Below are 18,496 nucleotides of genomic sequence, written 5' to 3'. Positions count from 1 at the left end.
GTGGGAGCCGGTAACTGCGAGCCCGGAGGATTTTCGCTAGTTCAGCTTATGCTGGCGGAAAATATCGGCGAGCATCCGGAATTCTTCGGCGCGCGGGCTGCCCTTTCGCCAGACCAGCGCGATGGTGCGCCAGTCGTGATCCGAATCGAGCGGGCGGGTGTCGATGTCGGTGTGGTCGAGAATGCCCGCCTCGATCGCCATTTGCGGCAACATGGTGATACCGAGGCCGTTGTCGACCATCTGGACCAGCGTGTGGAGCGATGTCCCCATCATCCGTGCCCCGGCTCGTAGTTCGGGGCGGTTGCAGGCCGCTAGCGCATGATCCTTGAGGCAATGGCCATCCTCGAGCATCAGCATCTGCGCGGGATCGATCTGGTCGGCGCTGACCATCGCGGGCAGATCCTCGCTCTGGTCGCCGGGAAAGGCGACGAACAGCGCGTCGTCGAACAGCTTTTCGCTTTCCACATCGCCGCAGGCATAAGGGAGGGCCAGGAGGACGCAGTCGACCATGCCGTGGTGCAGGGATTCGCAGGCCTGAGCGCTCGGCTCTTCGCGCAGGAAGAGCTTGAGCGAAGGGCGTTCCTTGCGCAGCCGCGGCAATAGGCCGGGGAGCAGAAAGGGCGCGATCGTGGGAATGACGCTCATGCGCAGTTCGCCGACGAGCGGTGCCGAGGCGGCCGCGGCCATGTCGGCCAGTTCCTCGGCTTCGCGTAGCACCCGATGCGCCTTTTCCACGATGGCATTGCCGAGCGAAGTGAATCGGACAACGCGCCGGGTTCGTTCGACAAGCGTTTGGCCAAGCAACGTTTCCAGTTCGCGAATCCCCGCCGACAAGGTCGATTGGGTGACATTGCAGGCATCGGCGGCGCGGCCGAAATGCCCCTGATCATGCAGGGCCACCAGATATTGCATCTGTTTGAGCGACGGCAGGTAATTGTGCATTGATCGGATATAGCAATGATCGTGTCCCGTTTAAACAAGTCGTTCGATCATGTGGCGGCATGTCGCGGTGCGGTTCATTGCCGGGAAAGGCGCAGACGTGATAGCGTTGCGCATCTTGGGGACGGGGAAGGGGGCCTGAATGGCCATATCGCGTTTTCTGGTCGGCGGCGTTGCCAGCGCCCTGTTGCTGACCGGCGGCCTGTTCATGTGGAAGGGCTATAGCCAGATTGCGGGGGAGACCGTGCTGCCCGATCCGCCGCCCGCATTGCCCGCGATTCCGGTCGCGGGGACGAATGCGCCGAAGCACGGTCCGGCTCCGCCCGATCTTCCTGCGGCGAAGGAAGCTTCGCGTGAGGAGCGCCGGTTCAACCGCTATGACCGCGACCGCAACGACCGGATCAGCCGCATCGAGATGATGGCGACGCGCAGCGCCGCCTTTCGCAAGCTCGACAAGGACGGCAATAACCTGCTGACCTTCGAGGAATGGGCGGCGGCGACGGGCGAGCGTTTTGCCGGAGCCGATGCCGACAAGTCGGGTGAGCTTTCGCGCGCCGAATTTGCGGCGACCGCGCCCAAGCGGGCGGCAGTCGCCAAGTGCAAATGTTGAGCGAATGAACCTCCCTGCTGCAGAGCGGTGGGGAGGCGGAACGCCCGCGGAGCCGGCGGTGGAAGGGGGCGGCGAGGTTGGCGGACATGCCCCTCCGTCAGCGCGGTGCGCTGTCACCTCCCCATGGCTTCGCCACAGGGAGGGTTTTCAGGCCGCTAGGCCATCGGCGGCCTTGATCCATGCCGCCAGCGCCTCACCGGCGCGGCGAGTATAGCCGAGTTTGCGATCCTTTTTCCGGACATCGTCGGCGAGCGGCGGGAACAAGCCGAAGTTGACGTTCATCGGCTGGTAGCTGGCTGCGTCGGCGCCGCCGGTAATATGGCCGAGAAGCGCACCGAGCGCCGTTTCGGGCGGCGGCGGGGGCAGGGCCCGGCCCGCGAGTTCGGCGGCGGCAAAACGCGCCGCAACAAGGCCGATCGCGGCGCTTTCGACATAGCCTTCGCAGCCAGTGATCTGGCCCGCAAAGCGGATGTGCGGCGCCGATTTCAGGCGTAGCTGATCGTCGAGCAGTTCGGGCGAACGGATGAAGCTGTTGCGGTGAAGCCCGCCGAGCCGGGCGAATTCAGCCTTTTCAAGGCCGGGGATGGTGCGGAACAGTTCGACCTGCGCGGCGTGCTTGAGCTTGGTCTGAAAGCCGACCATGTTCCATAGCGTGCCGAGTGCATTGTCCTGGCGCAGTTGGACGACCGCATAAGGCCAGCGTCCGGTGCGCGGATTGTCGAGACCGACGCCTTTCATCGGGCCGAAGCGCAAGGTTTCGATGCCGCGTTCGGCCATTACCTCGATCGGCATGCAGCCTTCGAAATAGGGTGTGTCCTTCTCCCAATCCTTGAAATCGGTCTTTTCGCCATCGATCAGTCCCTGGACGAAGGCATAATATTGATCCCTGTCCATCGGGCAGTTGATATAATCCTTGCCGTCGCCGATCGGTCCGACCTTGTCCCAGCGGCTCGCCATCCAGGCGACGTCCATGTCGATGCTGTCGCGATAGACGATCGGCGCGATGGCATCGAAAAAGGCGAGCGCGTCCTTGCCCGTCGCCGTGCCGATGCTGTCGGCAAGCGCGGCGGCGGTCAGCGGGCCGGTGGCGACGATCGTCATGCCTTCGCTGGGCAGCGTGTCGATGCGTTCGCGCACGACGGTGATATTGGGGTGTTCCGAAAGCGCTCTGGTCACGCCACCCGAAAACAGGTCACGGTCCACCGCGAGTGCGGAGCCCGCCGGAACCTTGGTCGCGTCGGCCTCGCGCATGATAATCGAGCCCAGCGCGCGCATCTCGCGATGGAGCAGGCCGACGGCATTGCTGTCGCCATCGTCGCTGCGAAAGCTGTTCGAGCACACCATTTCGGCGAGCGTGTCGCCCTGATGCGCCGGGGTCATATCGCCGCCACCGGCCAAATTGGCGCCGCGCATTTCGGAGAGGCGGACGCGAAAGCCCGCTTCAGCGAGTTGCCAGGCAGCTTCGGAGCCCGCGAGGCCGCCGCCGATGATGTGAATATCGTCGCTCATTTACCGTGTCCGTTGACTTGCATTGGGTGCGCTGCGCACTAGGCCGGTTGCAGACAAGATGCAAAGGGGGCGGAGGCGTATGGCGGCAAAGCAGGGTTGGGACCGGGCGCAGTGGCTGTGGTGGCTGGCACTGCTTGGCGGCGCAAGCTTCATGATCGCGGTGGCGCAGCGGATGGATGGTGCTGCCATTCATCTGTGGAAGGCGTCGGGGGTCGCGCTGCTCGCGGCCTGGGCGGCAGCGAATGCGCGCGAAAGCGGTGGCTGGACGATTGCGGCGGCGCTCGCCTTTGGGGCGCTCGGCGACTGGATGCTCGACGCGATCGGGTTGATGCAGGGCGCTGTCGCCTTTGCCATCGGACACGTCCTTGCGATCACCCTTTATCTTCGCAACCGCCGCGCGGCGATGACCGGATCGCAGCGGTTGCTGGTGCTGGCGGCCGTCCCGTTGTCGCTGCTCGCCGCATGGGGGCTGACCAGCGAGGGGACACCGGCCGAAATTGGCGCTGCGATGGGCTATACCGCAATCGTCGCGCTGATGGCGGCGACGGCGTGGGCGAGCCGGTTTCCCCGCTATCGAACGGGTGTCGGCGCTATGATCTTTCTTGCCAGCGACCTGTTCATCTTTGCCGGGGAGGGCGGCAGGCTGTCGAAAGACATCACCATGTGGCTGGTCTGGCCGCTCTATTTCGCAGGGCAGGCGCTGATTGCATGGGGCGTGGTGAGCACGCTGGCGCGTGAGGCGGGGGCAGTGCCTAAAGACGGCTGATAAGCCGATAAAGAGCATCGCTTGTCCCGGAGATGTGAGGCGATATCGTTCTCGCCGATTGCGTATCATTTCGACCATCCCTAGCTTCGGCGGATGGAAAAAGACCGCCCCTTCATATTGTTGCTGAACGGTCCGCTGGGTTGCGGCAAGTCAACCTTGGGGGAGGCTCTGGTAGAATCGCTGGATCAGGCTGTCTTCCTCGACGGCGATGCCCTGTGCGCGCTAAACCCACCTCCCAGCGATGAACGGGCGGTCTTAAACCAGTCGATCGCGCTTCTGGTATCTCAGCATTTGGCGAACGGATACCGGACTTTCGTGATCAGCCATGCGTGGGAGATGCCGGGACAACTCGAGGATTTGCAGGATGTGCTAGACCAACTAGCTGCCCCGACCGTGAAGGTGCTTCTTCTGACGCTGCCGCGCGATGCAAATCTGCAGCGCATAGACATTCGGCGCCGGTCCAGAGCGATCGACGAGGCCGATTTCGAAGATGCCCAGTTCCAAATGGAGCACGAACTGTTCTCGAACTCGCCGCCAAACCATCTGGGCATTCCCTTTGACGCGACCGAGTCCGTGGACGTTCTGGTCAGAAATGTAAAAGAGATGCTAGGACTGGATTCGATCTAGGAGGCTGGCATCGGACGGTCGCCTGCCAACTGTTCCATATTGGTTCCGCGCCTCTGTTGCGCCGTTGTTGCCCTACCCGTTCCAGGCCGCGATGGTCGTGCGGTGGAGCAGGCGGTCGTGGCCGACATAGCCACCCGTTGCGCGGTGGAGGACCGAGCGGTTGTCCCACATCACGAGCATGTCGGCTTCCCAAGTGTGGCTGTAACGAAATTCCTCGCGCCCCTGCCACTGGATGAGTTCGTAGAGGAGCGGAAGCGCCTCGGCATCGTCCATGCCGTCGATGCCGATGATATAGCCGGCGCAGCCGAACAGCCCTTCGCGCCCAGTTTCGGGATGACGGCGGATGAACGGGTGAAGCTGGGTCGCGAGCGCTTCGTCATCCGAACGGATGTCCATGCTGCGGCCGCTGTCCCTGGCGCCATACATGCCTGACGGGGCGTAGCCGCCGCGCGCGCTGTGAATCGCCTGGCGCCCCTCTATCCGCGCGCGCAGCGCATCCGGCATCGCGTCGAGTGCGGCGTGCTGGTTGGCAAATTCGGTGTTGCCGCCAACCGGCGGGATAGTGATGCCGAACAAGCAGGTGCCCGCAGGCGGGTGGACCTGAAAACTCCAGTCGCTGTGCCAGTTTTCCGCGAACAGCGGCGACGTCTCGTCGGCCTTGCGCTTGACCGCGATGATATGCTGGCGTCCCGGAATGGGGCGGATGAAGGGATCTTCGCCGAAGTCCCCGAAATAGCCGGTGAAACGCTCCAGATCGTCATCGTCCATTGCCTGATCGGGAAAGGCGAGAACATGATGGTCGAGCCACGCCGCGCGAAGGTCGGCGACCGTTTCGGGGGCAAGCGGGCGGGTCAGGTCCACGCCGGTCACCCGGGCGCCGCAGGCCTGTCCGCTGGGAGTGATGATAAGCGTCATGCCGCGATGCTGCGCCGGTTGCGGCGCAACGTCAATCGAGACCCCACGCCTTTCCGCGAGAAAAGGGCACAGTCCTTTAACCCAGCGCTTCCACCTCTTCGGCGAGCGCGAGCCAGCGGTCCTCTGCGGCCGCCTTTTCGTCGCGGAGCGTTTCCAGCTGTCCGGTCAGCGCAGTGAAGCGCGCATGATCGCGCGTGAACAGGCTGCCGTCCGACAGTTCAGCCTCTATACCCGCCATTTCGATTTCGATCGCCTCGATCCGGGCGGGAAGCAGGTCATAGTCGCGCTGGTCCTTATAGGAGAGTTTCTTGCGCGGTTGCGGGGGCGGAGGAGGCGTGGATGCAGCCCCCGACGCCTTGGTCTTTGTTGCTGCGGGCTTGCTGCGCTTGGCTTCCCAGTCGGCGTAACCGCCGGCGACGATATCGACCTTGCCCGACCCGTCGAGTCCCAGCGTGACGGTGACGGTGCGGTCAAGAAAATCACGGTCGTGACTGACGAGCAGCACCGTGCCCTGATAGTCGGCGATAACCTCCTGCAGCAGGTCGAGCGTTTCGAGGTCGAGGTCGTTGGTCGGTTCGTCGAGTACCAGCAAGTTCGATTCGCGGGCGAATTCGCGCGCCAGGAGGAGGCGCGAACGCTCGCCGCCCGACAGCGCGCTGACGCTGGCTTCGGCGACCGACGGATCGAAGAGAAAGTCTTTCAGATATCCCTGAACATGCTTCTTTACCCCGCGCACTTCGACCCAGTCGCCGCCGTCGGCCAGGATGTCGCGTACCCGCTTGTCGGGGGAGAGCAGGCTGCGCTGCTGGTCGATGACGATGCCATCGAGCGTGGGGGCGAGGGTGACGCTGCCTTCATCGGGCTCGATCTCGCCGGTCAATAGCTTGAGCAGGGTCGATTTGCCCGCGCCATTGGCGCCGACGATGCCGATGCGGTCGCCGCGCTGGACGCGAAAGTCGAAACCCTTGATGATCGTGCGGTCGCCGAAGCTTTTGCTGATGTGATCGGCGACGATCACTGATTTCGAACGCACATCGTCATTGGCGAGCCCGAGCTTCGCGACCCCGGGGCCGCCGATCATCGATGCGCGCGTGGCGCGCATTTCCATCAGCTTTTCGAGCCGTCCCTGGTTGCGCTTGCGGCGGGCGGTGACGCCGCGTTCGAGCCAGTGCGCCTCCAGCCGCAGCTTGGCATCGAGCTTTTCGGCGGCGCGCGTTTCCTCGGCAAACACCGCCTCCATCCACGCATCGAAACCACCGAAGCCGATTTCCTTGCGCCGGATGCCGCCGCGGTCGAGCCACAGCGTCTGGCGGGTGAGCCGGGTGAGGAAGGTACGGTCGTGGCTGATGACGACAAAGGCGCCGGCAAAGCGCGACAGCCAGCCTTCGAGCCAGTCGATCGCCGCAAGGTCGAGATGATTGGTCGGCTCGTCGAGCAATAGCACGTCGGGATTCTGCGCAAGGGCGCGGGCGATCGCGGCGCGGCGGCGTTCGCCACCCGACGCGCTGGCCGCGCTGCGCGACATGTCGATGCCGAGCTGGTCGGCGATCGCCGCCACTTCATGCTCCTCGGGCGGATGGTCGCCGCCGGTCGCATAGTCCATCAGCGTCGAATAGCCGGTGAAGTCGGGTTCCTGTTCGAGGAGCACGACATGGGTGCCCGGGACGATCGTGCGTTTGCCCTTGTCGGGGTCGATCCGCCCGGCAAGCAGTTTGAGCAGGGTCGTCTTGCCCGCGCCGTTGCGGCCAATCAGCGCTAGCCGGTCGCGCGCGCCGATATAGATGTCGAGATCCTGGAACAGCCAGCCGCTGCCCTGGACCAGGCCGAGGCCTTCATAAGAGAGAATGGGTGCTGCCATGATGAACGGCTCGCTACTGGCGCGTTCAGCATGATGCAAGCGCGATGGCGGCAAAGGCCGGAACGGGTCCGCTCCGTCTGCGTTACGGGGGCGGACAGGAGCAGTGGCCGCACCCCGGCTTTCAGGAGATAGATATGAAAACCCATTTGTTCACCGCCATGGCGACGGGTCTGGCGCTGGTTGCGGCCAGTCCGGCCATCGCGCAGCAAGGAGGATCGACGGTGGCGGCAACGGCAGGTCAGGGACCCATTCTGAGCTTCAGCGTCAGCGAGGAAGTGCGTGCGCGCCCCGATCAGGCAACGATCGGTGCCGGCGTCACCGCCCTCGCCCCCACGGCCGTCGAGGCCATACGAACCAATGCCGCCGCGATGGACAAGCTGATCGCCGCAGCGAAAAAGAGGGGCATCAAGGCCGAAGACATCCAGACGAGCGGTATCAGCCTGTCTCCGCAATATGATTATAACAATCGCGGCGACGGTCAGCCGCCCCGGTTCCTGGGGTATCAGGTGACGAACAGCGTTCGCGCGACGACGCCCAACATCGAAGACATCGGGCCGCTGCTCGATGCGTTGGTCGCGGCCGGCGGTACGAACATTGACGGCCCCTGGTTTGCGATGAAGGATCCCGACGCCATGCTGGTCGGTGCGCGTGGGACCGCGATCAAGGCGGCCGAGGCAAAAGCGGCGGACTATGCGCGCCTGGCCGGATATCGCGGCGCCGAGTTGGTGTCGATCACCGAGGGCGGCAGCTTTGGCGGCCCTCAGCCGATGCCGTTCGGGCGCGCGATGGACGCCCTGGAAGCCAAGGCCTCGACACCGGTCGAGCCGGGCCGGGTCGCAAACACGCTGACGCTGAATTTTCAGTACCGTCTGCTACGCTGAACCGATCCGGATGGTCGTCCCGGCGCAAGCCGGGGCGGCCAACAGTCGCCTTGTCAATCGAGTTCGCCGGGGCCCCACGGCCAGGGCCGCTCGCGAAACCATTTGGTGATGATATATTTGCGTCCCTTGCGCACCTTCATTCCGTGATGAAGCGTGTCGGGGTTGGGGGCGCCGTCGGCTCCCACATTGTTCCACGCCAGCAGACGCCCGGTTTCCGGCTGGTGTAACTTTCCCGTTGCCAGGAAACGGGTCGCACCGCCCGCCGCAGGCTGGTTGAGATAGATCATCAACGTCCAGCTGCGTTGACCCGGAATCGCGCAATAGGTTTCCCAGTCGGAACCGCCGGGATCGAAATAGTCGGTGTGCGCCTTGAACTCCTGCCCGACATCATAGCGTTGCCCCTGTAACGGTTCACCATAGGCAAGCGGGATGCCCGTCAGATCGTGCAAGCGGATGTTGACGGAGCGGACCAACGGGTCGCGGTGATCCAGGTCGCAGGTCGTGCTCGTCCGAAAGGCGTTGTCGCCATTGGGATCGGCAATGGTCGATGGGTGGACGTCGCGGTCGATGCGCTCGATCAGAGCGGCGCATGTGTCCGTATCGAGAAAGTCCGGCAGCATGAATTGCTCCAGGCGCTGGGTGGGCGCGCGGCGGATGCTGGGAACGGTGGCGAGCCGTTCAGCGGTCCGATCGGCGGACGAACTTGCCATGTCGACAAAATGGTTTGCGGCCATGACGTGTCTCTACGCGGCGATGGACGCGCGAACAATGCTTGACGAACGCGGGCGTGCCGCCTATCGCCCGCGCGCTGTCGGCGGCAAGTCCGCGCAGCATGTGGCGATCGTAGCTCAGTTGGTTAGAGCACCGGTTTGTGGTACCGGGGGTCGCGGGTTCAAGTCCCGTCGATCGCCCCATTTCTTCGTTCAGGCCTGATGGAAATGCCTGTGTCGGAAACGGCGTGACTTGCGCTTGTTATTTCATTATTGCGCCTCCACGTAATTTTTTGACGTGAAGGGTAGATATATGTCCGCAGTCTGGGATTTTGCCGATTTCGACGATCATGAACATGTGCACATGTTCCGCGATCGGGCGAGCGGCCTAACTGCCGTCATCGCCGTTCACTCGACGCATCTTGGTCCCGGTGCGGGCGGTGTGCGTTACTGGCATTATCCGCAGCGCGAGGCCGCGATCACCGACGCGCTGCGCCTGTCACGCGGCATGAGCTACAAGAATGCCATGGCCGGCTTGCCCATGGGCGGCGGCAAGGGTGTGGTGCTGGCCGAGGAGGGCGCCGAAAAATCCCCCGAACTGCTCGCTGCATTCGGCCGCGCGGTAGAATCGCTGGGCGGTGCCTATGTCACGGCTGAAGACGTCGGCATGACCGACGCGGATATGGTCGCGATCGCCAAGGAAACGAAGCATGTCAGCGGCCTGCCGGTCGCCAGCGGCGCCGCGGGTGGCGATCCGGGGCCGTTCACGGCGCTGGGCGTTTATCTGGGCATCAAGGCCGCGATCAAGGAAGGCCTGGGCACGGACGATGCCAAGGGCGTTCGGGTCGCGATCCAAGGCGTGGGCAGTGTCGGCGGCGGTGTCGCGCGGCGGTTGGCCGCCGAAGGCGCGAAGCTGACCCTGGCCGACGTCAATCTGACTCGCGCGAAGGCGCTGGCCGAGGAACTGGGCGCCGATCTCGTCGACTCGGCGGCGATCATGGAATTGGAAGCTGACGTGTTGAGCCCCAACGCTCTGGGCGCAATTCTGACCGAAGCCAGCATCGAAAAGCTGAAAGTTCCGATCGTCGCGGGCGGTGCCAACAACCAGTTGGCGACTGCCGCCGACGGGCAGCGCATCCACGACCGCGGTATCGTCTATGCCCCCGATTATGTCATCAACGCGGGCGGCATTATCAATGTGGCGCTGGAGTATCTGGGGCAGGGTAGCCGTGAAGAGGTGGAAAGCCGCATTCACCTGATCCCCGGCCGCCTTTCCGAAATTTGGACCGAGAGCAAGCGTAGCAGCAACCCGGCATCGGCGGTTGCCGACCGGATGGCGCAAAAGCTGATCGGTCGCGGCTGATTTGCCATTCGGGGTGGTCCGGGCGGCGTGATGCCGACCCCTTGGGGCACCCCTTGTGCTGCGACCGTGCCGCCAAATGGCGGCGGGGGCTGGCAGAGTGAATAAATTCGGCTAGATCAGCCGGTAATGAAGCGGCATTTTTATTTCGTCTGCGGCTGTCTGTCGCTCGCGCTGGGCGGAATTGGGGCCGTTCTGCCGTTGCTGCCGACGGTCCCCTTTATCATCCTCGCCGCCTTTTGCTTTGCGCGGTCGTCGCCAAAGCTGGAAGCCTGGCTGGTCCATCACCCAAGTTTCGGCCCGCATATCGTTGCGTGGCGCGACAAGGGAGCGATCAGCCGCAAGGGCAAGGTCGCCGGACTACTGGGCTTTGCGTTCAGTATCCTGATCTCGCTGGTACTGGCGCCCTGGCCGTGGATGCTGGTGCCTGTCGTGGCTGCCGTCATCGGCGGAAGCTGGATATGGACGCGGCCGGAGGAGTGATCCCCCGGCCGCACCCATTTCCGATGCGGTTTGTGATCAGAAATTGACCGATACGCGCCCATAAACGAAGCGACCGCTGAAACCGAAGGGCGATTGCGACGAATAGGGCAGGAAGCTGTTGTTCAAGCCGAAGTTCACCCCATTGACGGTGCCGAAGGGCAAGCGATCCGGATATTCGTCGAGCAAATTGTTCGCCCCGGCCGCGATTTCAATGAGCTCTGTCGGTTTGAACCGCACCTCTAGGTCGACGACCCATTTGGGTGACAGGGTGATGTCACCGGGGGCGTCGCCCTTGGCGATCCGGATATCGTCGCGGATCGCCGGATTGTCGGTTGTCACAGCTTCTCCGTTTGCTGCCGTGGCGGTGACGCCGTCGGGCAGGAACACGCTGCCATAGCGATTGGCGTTGAGCGTCATGCCGAATGCGCCAATATCCCATGTCAGCCCGGCGTTGAACTTGTTGCTGGGCTGTCCGTCGGTCAGACGGAAGGATTCCTGCCGCGCGAACAGTCGCTGGGCTGTGAACGCCGAGAAGATACGCCGGTCGGTAATCTTGGTGTCGTTGATATTGTAGCCGAAGTTCAGCCGTAACGTGCCGAGGCCGAAGTCGGGTACGCGATAGCTGCCGACGACGTCGAGCCCCTGGGTGCGCGTGTCGATGCCATTGATGAAGAAGCGCGCCGACGTGCCCTGCACCTGTGCCGCTTGCAGGATCGCACGAACATCTGCGCCTTGCAGATTTTCCGTGAGCGTGATGCGGTCCTTGATCTTGATGCGGTAGTAATCGACCGTCAGGCTGAGGCCGTCGACCATGTTAAAGGTGATGCCTCCGCCGAAATTGAGCGATTTTTCAGGTTTGAGCGGTTGCGCGCCCAAAGCGACAGCAATCGGCGATCCGACCGGGAAGGTTCCGATTTCGATCAGTGTCCCGCCGACATTATTCGTCGATGTTGTCGAAAAATACTGCTGCGCCATCCCCGGCGCTCGAAAGCCGGTCGAGACCGAACCGCGCAGTGCGAAACCTTCGACCGGTTCGATGCGCGCGGCCAGCTTGCCGTTGATCGTGTCGCCAAAGTCCGAAAAATGCTCGTAGCGTCCCGCTGCCTGGACATTGATCATCTCGCTGAGGTCGGCATCGAGTTCGAGATAGCCGGCGAAGCTGTCGCGCGATTTGTCGATCGCGGTGGTGGGAGAAAAGCCGGGGAAAACCTGTGCTCCCGGTGCGGCATTGTTCGTAAAGGCGTAGGGGCCGGCGATATAGCTTGCGGGCTCGCCGGCGACGATCTTGTAGTTTTCGTTGCGCCATTCGCCGCCAAAGGCCAGCGAGGTATCGCCCATGCCAATGTCGATATCGCGTTGGACATCGATGTTGACCGAGGTTTGGCCGGACCGCAGGCCGCCCGCATCGAACTTGCGCGGACTGCCGAGACTACCGAGCGAGGTGTTGACGCTATTTTCGACGCCATAATCGAGCTGGTTCGAGCCATAATTGATCGACAGGTCGAGGTTCCAGCCCCCGGTTTCTCCACGGAGCCCTCCCGCCACGGCGATGTCGCGGATGGTACTGGTGATCAGCGGAAGGAAGCCGTCGGGATAGATGGGCTGGCCACCATTGTCCCAATCGGCGTTGCGCGAGTCGAGGGCGCGGCGGTAAAAGCCCGCGCCATTGGCATCGCGCACGCCGTAGCTGCCGAAGCTATAGAGTTCCCAGCTGGCACCGACATCCATTCCTGCGTTGTAGAAGAAGTTCAGGTCCTGCGATTCGCCGTCGCCGAACCGATGCGCATAGCGGTTGAACGTCGTTTCGCGCGGATCGCCGAGACCGGCATAGTTGCGGCGCAGATCGGGGCCCGAACGATTGGTCGGCGAGCGATCCTTATATTCTGCGGTCAAGTTCAAATAGCCGCTGTCGCCGACCGGCAGGCCGATGTTGGTCGCCATGGTCAGCGTGCTGCCGTCGCGGCGCTTGCGGTCCTTGCCGGTGAAGGTGATGACCGGATTTTCATTGCTGCTGGCGGTTAGCGTCGGCGCGACGCTGGCGACCTGGGCGACATCCTGCATCGTCGTGATATATTTGCCGTAGCTGACCTGCGCGCGGCCGCCTTCGCGCTTCTTGAGCTGGATGTTGATCACCCCGGCGATGGCGTCGGAGCCATATTGCGACGAAGCGCCGTCGCGCAGCACCTCGATCCGGTCGATGGCGATCGGCGGAATGGTGTTCATGTCGACACCCGCCGAGCCGCGGCCGATCGAACCATTGAGGTTGAGCAGCGACGACAGGTGCCGGCGCTTGCCATTGACGAGCACCAGCACCTGATCGGGCGCGAGGCCGCGCAGCGTGGCGGGACGGAGTGAGTCGGTGCCGTCGGTCAGGGACGGTTGCGGAAAATTGAACGAAGGAACGAGGTTGTTGAGCAGCCGGTTGGTTTCGGTGGTGCCGCTGTTCTGAAGCGAGTCCGCCGAAATGACGTCGATTGGAACCGCGCTGTCGGCAACGGTTCGATCTGAACGGCGCGTACCGGTGACGATGATCGTCGCGCTGTCGACATTTTCGTCGGCCCCTTCCTGCGCGGCGGCTGGGACGGCCCAGCCTGCCGATGCAAGCGATGTGGTGACGGCCAGCAAACCGATATGGCGTGATGCTCGCATATGATTTCTCCCTGTCTTCGCGATTGCGCCCACACAGAGCTTTCATGCGAAGGGTGGTCGAGGCCAGATCAAAGGATCGTTTGCCAGGCGAAATGTTACGTTTTCTGGCTCATTGTGGCAATTCAGTCACAATGACTTTCCTTGTGCAGTAATATAATTCCAATATCTATGAGGTATCGATACCATTGTTGCTGATGCCGCATTCGTGCAACGGGCTGGACCAGAGGCGCGGGCTCGCCTAAGGCTGCGCGCGCGATGCATGCCTATGCGAATCCGACACGTTTTCTCAACATTGCCCGCCCGCTGACGCCGTGGTTGCTGGGCCTTGGCCTGTTGTTGCTGGCGGGCGGGGCTTGGGCCGGACTGACGCTGGTTCCCGGCGACTATAAGCAAGGCGAAACCGCCCGCATTCTATACGTCCATGTTCCGGCGGCCTGGCTTGGGATGGGCGGTTGGACATCGCTCGCGGTGGCGGGGCTCGCCCAATTGGTCTGGCGCCATCCGTTGGCGGGGGTCGCGGCACGCGCGATCGCGGTGCCGGGAATGCTGTTTACCGCGCTGTGCCTCGCCACCGGTTCGATCTGGGGCAAGCCGACGTGGGGAACCTGGTGGGAATGGGATGGACGGATGACCTCCATGCTGGTCTTGCTGTTCCTCTATGCTGGATTTATCGCGCTCACCAATGGAGACGATGCGCAGCGACAGGGCGGATCGCTGTCGCGCGGTGCTGCCGTTTATGCACTGGTCGGCGCGATCAACATTCCGATCATCAACCGCAGCGTGGTCTGGTGGAACAGCTTGCACCAGGGGCCGAGCATCACCCTGCGCGGATCGTCAATCGATACGACCCTCCTTTGGCCGTTGGGATTGACGCTGCTCGGCTTTTCGATGTTGTTCGGTGCGATCGTTCTGATGCGAATGCGGCGGATCATCGCCGACAATCGGGTGACGGCACGGCTGCGCCGGCTGGCCGACGAGGAAGGAAGCGAATAGTGACGGGGGTCATAAGCGGGGGCGGCCAATGGGCCTATGTCGCGGCAGCCTATGGGTTGACCGCGCTGCTGACCGGTGCGGTGTTGTGGCATAGCTGGCGCGCGATGGTGAAGGCCGAGCGGCGCAGCGAAACTTTGCGCGGGAATCGCGGATGAAAGCGAAGCATCAAAGATTGATCCTGGCTCTGGTCGCGGTGGCGGGGATCGCCGGAGCGGGGGTGTTGGGGGCGAGCGCGCTGCGCGACGAGGCGGCCTATTTTCGGACACCGGCCGAGGTGAAGGCAGGCCAGGCGACAACCGGCGAAGCGATGCGGCTGGGCGGTATGGTCGCCGCGGGCAGCATCGAGAAATTGAGCGACGGCGTGACAATCCGTTTTGTCGCGACCGACGGCAAGGCATCGGTCCCGGTGGAGTTCACCGGGATCGTACCAGACCTGTTCGCCGAAAATTCGGGCATGGTCGCTGACGGCCGGATGCGCGGGGACGGCACCTTCGTCGCCGACCGCATCCTGGCCAAGCACGACGAACGCTATATGCCGCCGCAGATGGGCGACATGCCCCAAGGCGTCGTGAAGGCGGCCCCCAACACATGATCGCAGAACTGGGGCTCGCTCTCCTGTGGATCGCGGCGGCGCTGGCGTGCCTGTCGCTGGTCGCGGGGGTCATTTTCCTGCGCGGCGGACAACGGGATCTGGCAGCGCTGGTCCGTCCGGCGAGCGTCACGCAGGGCGTGCTGACCGCGACCGCCTTTGCCCTGTTGATCGCACTGTTCGTGCGATCCGACATGTCGGTCGAACTGGTGGCGCGCAACAGCCACAGTCTGAAGCCGATGTTGTTCAAGGTGGCGGGCGCGTGGGGCAACCACGAAGGCTCGATGCTGTTGTGGCTGACCATCCTGTCGCTGTCGGGGGCATTGATCGCGCTGTTCGAAAAGCGGCTGCGCGAAGACACGCTGATCGCGACGCTGGCCGCACAGGCGGCGCTCAGCCTTGGCTTTTTTGCCTTTCTGCTGTTCTCGTCAAACCCATTCAACCGCTTGCCGATAGCACCGCCCGATGGGCAGGGGCTCAACCCGTTGCTGCAAGACATCGGGCTCGCCTTTCACCCGCCAACGCTTTACGTCGGCTATGTCGGCCTGTCGGTTGCGTTCAGCTTTGCCGTCGGCGCGCTGATCACCCGCGAAATCGGTCCCGCCTTTGCCCGCGCGATGCGGCCGTGGGTGCTGGGAAGCTGGATCTTCCTGACGATCGGCATCACGGCGGGCAGCTATTGGGCCTATTATGAGCTGGGCTGGGGCGGCTGGTGGTTCTGGGACCCCGTCGAGAATGTGTCGCTTGTCCCCTGGCTCGCGGGTGCGGCACTGCTCCATTCGGTGGCGGTCACGGCGACGCGCAATGCGCTGCGGGCCTGGACGGTGATGCTGGCTGTCGTCGGCTTTTCGATGTCGATGGTCGGCACTTTCATCGTCCGGTCGGGTCTGCTGACCAGCGTTCACAGCTTTGCGGTCGACCCCGAGCGCGGAACATTCCTGCTCGTGCTGATGGCGATCTATATCGGCGGGGCGCTGACCCTGTTCGCCATTCGCGCCGGTGCAGTTGCCGAGGGGAAGAAATTTGCGCTGTTGAGCCGCGAAGGGTCGCTGGTCATCAACAATCTGTTGCTGACGACCATCCTCGCGCTCGTCCTGCTCGGTACCCTTTATCCGATCGTTGCCGAGGCGATGGGAGAAAAAATCTCGGTCGGGCCGCCATATTATAACCGCGTTGCGGGACCGCTCGCGTTGATCCTGTGTCTTGTCATGGTCGCGGGGCCGCTGTTGTCGTGGCGCAAGGATGACGGCCGCAAACTGTGGGCGCGATTGCCCCTGGCGCTCCTTGCCGGAGGGGGCGTGCTGTTCGGGCTCGTGCTGTTCGGCGGCAAGGTCGGGCTGTTGCCGCTGCTCGGCATGACCGTCGCTGGGGTCGTCGGGGTTGCAAGCCTGGCGCCGCTGTGGGGCCGCAATCTGCGCCGCACGCCGCTGCCGACGTGGGGCATGGTTATTGCCCATTTCGGCGTGGCCGTGACGCTGGCGGGGATGGGTGCGGAGAGCGCCTTCATCAAGGAAAGGCTCGTTGCCGCGGCTCCCGGTGAAGTCGTGAAGATCGCCGATTATAGCGTGAAGTTCGACGGCGTTCGGCCCGTGGCTGGCCCCAATTATACCGCACTGGAAGCGACGCTGACCGTCACGGCGGCGAGCGGCGCCAGTTTCACGATGAAGCCCGAATCGCGCATGTTCCCTGGGTTGATGGGCAGCGCGCCGACCGAAACCAACGAAGCGGCGCTGCTGACCCGGCCCGGCGGCCAGCTGTATGCGGTGATCGGCCAACCGGTGCCCGGCGCCGATGGCGCGGCGGATCGATATCAGCTGCGCTTGTGGTGGAAGCCGCTGGTGTGGTGGATATGGCTGGGCGGCGGTCTGATCGCGCTGGGCGCCGCGCTGGCGATGCTGGGCCGCGCGCAGTTGCTGACGATCTGGCGTGCGCGCCGCGCCCGCAAGGCAGAGGAGCGTTTCGCGCCATGAAAAATCGCTGGGTTCTTTTCGTGCCGCTGGCGATCATGGGGTTGCTGTTTGGCGCCTTCATCTATCGCCTGACGACCCCGGCCGAGACGCTGATCCAGTCGCAGTGGATCAACAAGCCGATGCCGCTGTTCGACCTGCCACCCGCCACCGAAGGGGTCGCGGGGCTGAAGAGCAGCCAGCTTGCCGACGGCAAGCCGCGGTTGGTCAATGTCTTTGCGAGCTGGTGCATTCCGTGCCGCGCCGAGGCGCCTCAGTTGGAAGCGTTGAAGGCAGCGGGGGTGCCGATCGACGGCATCGCGATCCGCGACCGGCCGGAGGATGTCGCCATGTTCCTTCGCGAATATGGCAACCCGTTCGATCGCATCGGCGCCGATATGCAAAGCAGCGTCCAGATCGCGCTGGGATCATCGGGGGTTCCCGAAACCTTTCTGATCGATGGCAAGGGCATCATCCGCGAACAGATTCAAGGGGTGATCCTGGCCGAGCAAGTGCCCGAAATCGTCGCGAAGCTGGAGGCGATGAAGTGAAGGCGCAGTTGCTGGTCCTGCCGCTTGTGGCGATATTTGCCGTGCCTTTGGCCGCGCAGGATCGTTTGCCGCCCGCGCCCTATGCCTATCAACAGCTTCGCGATCCGGCGAAAGAGGCCGAGGCGAAGGAGCTGATGGAAACATTGCGCTGCCTCGTCTGTCAGGGTCAGTCGATTGCGGACAGCGACGCGCCGCTGGCCGGTGACATGCGGCACGAGGTGCGCAGCAAGCTTGCCGCCGGCGAAAGCCCGGATGAAATCCGCAAATGGCTGGTCGCGCGTTACGGCAATTGGGTGACGTATGACCCGCCTTTTGACGCCGCGACGGCGCTTCTGTGGTTCGGGCCGTTGATCTTTCTGGCGGTAGGGGGCTGGCTCGCTTTCGGGCGCTTTCGGCGCGAACCGGATGCCGCGAACGACGCGGGCGAAGGAGGCGCGGCATGACCTGGCTGTGGGTGATGCTGGCTGCGTTGCTGACGATCGGCGGCCTGTTCTGGCTGGGCAGATTGCCTGCGGCGGCGCGTCCGCTTGCCGGGGCGGCGATCATGCTGGGCCTTGCGGGCTATGCCTTGCAGGGTAGCCCGTCTTTGCCCGGAAAACCCATCGCCGCGCCCGAAGAGCCGGAGGGTTTCGGCGAGGCGATTGCCGATCAGCGGCAGGGGATGGCCGAACGCTTCGGCCCGGCTGCGCAGTGGCTCGGCATGTCGGATGGCTTCATGCGCACCGGCAAGACCGAACTGGCGGCGCAGACGCTGGAGAAGGGACTCGAGAAATATCCCGATAATGTCGACCTGTGGGTCGGGCTTGGCAATGCACTGGTCGCGCATGGCGGCGGCGCAATGTCGCCCGCCGCGGCGCTGGCGTTCGACGAGGCAGCAAAGCGCGATCCGGCGCATCCCGCTCCGCCCTTTTTTGCGGGGCTCGCGCTGGCGCAGGGCGGCGATCTTAAAGGCGCGGAAGCCGTATGGAGCGAATTGCTGGCACGCTCACCCGCCGACGCCCCGTGGCGGGGCGATCTGGAAATGCGGCTGGCCCAGCTTCGGCAGGCCCTGGGGCCGCAGCTTTCTGCAGAGGCGCCAAAGGAGCCCTGAATTGGGTGCTGTTCCTCCGA

The 18,496-nt window shown here is 63.7% G+C and carries 19 protein-coding genes and 1 tRNA gene; 14 read left to right on the top strand and 6 right to left on the bottom strand.

All coding sequences use genetic code 11. The features are described 5' to 3' along the window. Positions 1–36 precede the first annotated feature (36 nt). On the bottom strand, positions 37–942 hold the full coding sequence (locus U0S50_RS05515) for a hydrogen peroxide-inducible genes activator (protein WP_322307757.1): 906 nt from the start codon (positions 940–942) through the stop codon (positions 37–39). 139 nt (positions 943–1,081) lie between these two features. Between U0S50_RS05515 and U0S50_RS05510 the strand changes: the two genes are divergently transcribed. Continuing rightward, the gene (locus U0S50_RS05510) at positions 1,082–1,549 is read left to right on the top strand and encodes an EF-hand domain-containing protein (protein WP_322307756.1); all 468 of its coding nucleotides are present in this window, start codon (positions 1,082–1,084) and stop codon (positions 1,547–1,549) included. A gap of 147 nt (positions 1,550–1,696) precedes the next feature. On the opposite strand, the gene trmFO is transcribed toward U0S50_RS05510, so the two are convergent. Continuing rightward, entirely contained in the window at positions 1,697–3,058 is a 1,362-nt protein-coding gene (gene trmFO / locus U0S50_RS05505) for a methylenetetrahydrofolate--tRNA-(uracil(54)-C(5))-methyltransferase (FADH(2)-oxidizing) TrmFO (RefSeq protein WP_322307755.1), read from the bottom strand. Positions 3,059–3,137: 79 nt separating this feature from the next. Here trmFO and U0S50_RS05500 point away from each other — a divergent pair, with 79 nt between their 5' ends. Then, complete coding sequence (locus U0S50_RS05500) at positions 3,138–3,824, top strand: lysoplasmalogenase family protein (RefSeq protein ID WP_322307754.1); 687 nt, start codon at positions 3,138–3,140, stop codon at positions 3,822–3,824. Positions 3,825–3,917: 93 nt separating this feature from the next. Continuing rightward, positions 3,918–4,451, top strand: coding sequence for a Gar/GrdA family gentamicin resistance ATP-binding protein (locus tag U0S50_RS05495; protein WP_322307753.1), 534 nt, complete (start codon positions 3,918–3,920; stop codon positions 4,449–4,451). 72 nt (positions 4,452–4,523) lie between these two features. Here U0S50_RS05495 and U0S50_RS05490 read toward each other — a convergent pair whose 3' ends face one another. Together U0S50_RS05490 and U0S50_RS05485 are read right to left on the bottom strand one after the other, a co-directional pair. Then, complete coding sequence (locus tag U0S50_RS05490) at positions 4,524–5,366, bottom strand: TauD/TfdA family dioxygenase (protein WP_322307752.1); 843 nt, start codon at positions 5,364–5,366, stop codon at positions 4,524–4,526. Positions 5,367–5,442: 76 nt separating this feature from the next. Beyond that, a complete protein-coding gene (locus U0S50_RS05485; protein WP_322307751.1) occupies positions 5,443–7,224 on the bottom strand; it encodes an ABC-F family ATP-binding cassette domain-containing protein in 1,782 nt (593 codons plus the stop codon). Between the two features lie 134 nt (positions 7,225–7,358). Here U0S50_RS05485 and U0S50_RS05480 point away from each other — a divergent pair, with 134 nt between their 5' ends. Continuing rightward, positions 7,359–8,105, top strand: a complete 747-nt coding sequence (locus U0S50_RS05480) for an SIMPL domain-containing protein (protein ID WP_322307750.1) — start codon at positions 7,359–7,361, stop codon at positions 8,103–8,105. 53 nt (positions 8,106–8,158) lie between these two features. On the opposite strand, the gene U0S50_RS05475 is transcribed toward U0S50_RS05480, so the two are convergent. After that, positions 8,159–8,839 (bottom strand): 2OG-Fe(II) oxygenase, encoded by a 681-nt coding sequence (locus tag U0S50_RS05475; RefSeq protein WP_322307749.1) that lies wholly within the window; start codon positions 8,837–8,839, stop codon positions 8,159–8,161. Between the two features lie 103 nt (positions 8,840–8,942). Here U0S50_RS05475 and U0S50_RS05470 point away from each other — a divergent pair. The 3 genes from U0S50_RS05470 to U0S50_RS05460 all read left to right on the top strand — a co-directional run bounded on the left by U0S50_RS05470 (position 8,943) and on the right by U0S50_RS05460 (position 10,658). After that, positions 8,943–9,019 (top strand) — tRNA-His (locus tag U0S50_RS05470). Positions 9,020–9,128: 109 nt separating this feature from the next. Further along, positions 9,129–10,178 carry a Glu/Leu/Phe/Val family dehydrogenase gene (locus U0S50_RS05465; protein WP_322307748.1) on the top strand — a complete coding sequence of 350 codons (1,050 nt, stop codon included), beginning with the start codon at positions 9,129–9,131 and terminating at the stop codon, positions 10,176–10,178. 126 nt (positions 10,179–10,304) lie between these two features. Next, a complete protein-coding gene (locus U0S50_RS05460) occupies positions 10,305–10,658 on the top strand; it encodes a YbaN family protein (protein WP_322307747.1) in 354 nt (117 codons plus the stop codon). Positions 10,659–10,694: 36 nt separating this feature from the next. Here the strand turns inward: U0S50_RS05460 and U0S50_RS05455 are convergent, their stop codons facing one another. Beyond that, the gene (locus U0S50_RS05455) at positions 10,695–13,307 is read right to left on the bottom strand and encodes a TonB-dependent receptor (RefSeq protein ID WP_322307746.1); all 2,613 of its coding nucleotides are present in this window, start codon (positions 13,305–13,307) and stop codon (positions 10,695–10,697) included. A gap of 255 nt (positions 13,308–13,562) precedes the next feature. Here U0S50_RS05455 and ccmC point away from each other — a divergent pair, with 255 nt between their 5' ends. From ccmC to U0S50_RS05420, 7 genes are read left to right on the top strand one after another with little or no spacing between them, the layout of a single operon-like run. Further along, on the top strand, positions 13,563–14,300 hold the full coding sequence (gene ccmC / locus U0S50_RS05450; protein ID WP_322307745.1) for a heme ABC transporter permease CcmC: 738 nt from the start codon (positions 13,563–13,565) through the stop codon (positions 14,298–14,300). Beyond that, positions 14,300–14,455: a hypothetical protein gene (locus U0S50_RS05445; protein WP_322307744.1), complete on the top strand. Its 156-nt coding sequence runs from the start codon at positions 14,300–14,302 to the stop codon at positions 14,453–14,455. The genes ccmC and U0S50_RS05445 overlap by 1 nt, the downstream gene beginning before the upstream one ends. Beyond that, positions 14,452–14,892 (top strand): cytochrome c maturation protein CcmE, encoded by a 441-nt coding sequence (gene ccmE / locus U0S50_RS05440; protein WP_322307743.1) that lies wholly within the window; start codon positions 14,452–14,454, stop codon positions 14,890–14,892. The genes U0S50_RS05445 and ccmE overlap by 4 nt, the downstream gene beginning before the upstream one ends. Beyond that, positions 14,889–16,859: a heme lyase CcmF/NrfE family subunit gene (locus tag U0S50_RS05435; RefSeq protein ID WP_322307742.1), complete on the top strand. Its 1,971-nt coding sequence runs from the start codon at positions 14,889–14,891 to the stop codon at positions 16,857–16,859. Before ccmE ends, U0S50_RS05435 begins: the two co-directional genes overlap by 4 nt. Beyond that, on the top strand, positions 16,856–17,386 hold the full coding sequence (locus U0S50_RS05430) for a DsbE family thiol:disulfide interchange protein (RefSeq protein ID WP_322307741.1): 531 nt from the start codon (positions 16,856–16,858) through the stop codon (positions 17,384–17,386). Before U0S50_RS05435 ends, U0S50_RS05430 begins: the two co-directional genes overlap by 4 nt. Further along, on the top strand, positions 17,383–17,829 hold the full coding sequence (locus U0S50_RS05425) for a cytochrome c-type biogenesis protein (RefSeq protein WP_322307740.1): 447 nt from the start codon (positions 17,383–17,385) through the stop codon (positions 17,827–17,829). The genes U0S50_RS05430 and U0S50_RS05425 overlap by 4 nt, the downstream gene beginning before the upstream one ends. Beyond that, positions 17,826–18,476 (top strand): tetratricopeptide repeat protein, encoded by a 651-nt coding sequence (locus U0S50_RS05420; RefSeq protein ID WP_322307739.1) that lies wholly within the window; start codon positions 17,826–17,828, stop codon positions 18,474–18,476. The genes U0S50_RS05425 and U0S50_RS05420 overlap by 4 nt, the downstream gene beginning before the upstream one ends. Positions 18,477–18,496 lie beyond the last annotated feature (20 nt).

The organism is Sphingopyxis sp., assembly GCF_034380315.1.
Lineage (GTDB): Bacteria > Pseudomonadota > Alphaproteobacteria > Sphingomonadales > Sphingomonadaceae > Sphingopyxis.
This window is presented reverse-complemented; position numbering and strand designations above follow the sequence as displayed.

Coding starts and splice junctions, on each gene's coding strand:
- U0S50_RS05460 (WP_322307747.1), top strand. CDS start 10,305: ATGAAGCGGCATTTTTATTTCGTCTGCGGCTGTCTGTCGCTCGCGCTG.
- U0S50_RS05435 (WP_322307742.1), top strand. CDS start 14,889: ATGATCGCAGAACTGGGGCTCGCTCTCCTGTGGATCGCGGCGGCGCTG.
- U0S50_RS05510 (WP_322307756.1), top strand. CDS start 1,082: ATGGCCATATCGCGTTTTCTGGTCGGCGGCGTTGCCAGCGCCCTGTTG.
- ccmE (WP_322307743.1), top strand. CDS start 14,452: ATGAAAGCGAAGCATCAAAGATTGATCCTGGCTCTGGTCGCGGTGGCG.
- U0S50_RS05475 (WP_322307749.1), bottom strand. CDS start 8,839: ATGGCCGCAAACCATTTTGTCGACATGGCAAGTTCGTCCGCCGATCGG.
- U0S50_RS05500 (WP_322307754.1), top strand. CDS start 3,138: ATGGCGGCAAAGCAGGGTTGGGACCGGGCGCAGTGGCTGTGGTGGCTG.
- ccmC (WP_322307745.1), top strand. CDS start 13,563: ATGCATGCCTATGCGAATCCGACACGTTTTCTCAACATTGCCCGCCCG.
- U0S50_RS05490 (WP_322307752.1), bottom strand. CDS start 5,366: ATGACGCTTATCATCACTCCCAGCGGACAGGCCTGCGGCGCCCGGGTG.
- U0S50_RS05480 (WP_322307750.1), top strand. CDS start 7,359: ATGAAAACCCATTTGTTCACCGCCATGGCGACGGGTCTGGCGCTGGTT.
- U0S50_RS05430 (WP_322307741.1), top strand. CDS start 16,856: ATGAAAAATCGCTGGGTTCTTTTCGTGCCGCTGGCGATCATGGGGTTG.
- U0S50_RS05465 (WP_322307748.1), top strand. CDS start 9,129: ATGTCCGCAGTCTGGGATTTTGCCGATTTCGACGATCATGAACATGTG.
- U0S50_RS05420 (WP_322307739.1), top strand. CDS start 17,826: ATGACCTGGCTGTGGGTGATGCTGGCTGCGTTGCTGACGATCGGCGGC.
- U0S50_RS05495 (WP_322307753.1), top strand. CDS start 3,918: ATGGAAAAAGACCGCCCCTTCATATTGTTGCTGAACGGTCCGCTGGGT.
- U0S50_RS05515 (WP_322307757.1), bottom strand. CDS start 942: ATGCACAATTACCTGCCGTCGCTCAAACAGATGCAATATCTGGTGGCC.
- U0S50_RS05455 (WP_322307746.1), bottom strand. CDS start 13,307: ATGCGAGCATCACGCCATATCGGTTTGCTGGCCGTCACCACATCGCTT.
- U0S50_RS05485 (WP_322307751.1), bottom strand. CDS start 7,224: ATGGCAGCACCCATTCTCTCTTATGAAGGCCTCGGCCTGGTCCAGGGC.
- trmFO (WP_322307755.1), bottom strand. CDS start 3,058: ATGAGCGACGATATTCACATCATCGGCGGCGGCCTCGCGGGCTCCGAA.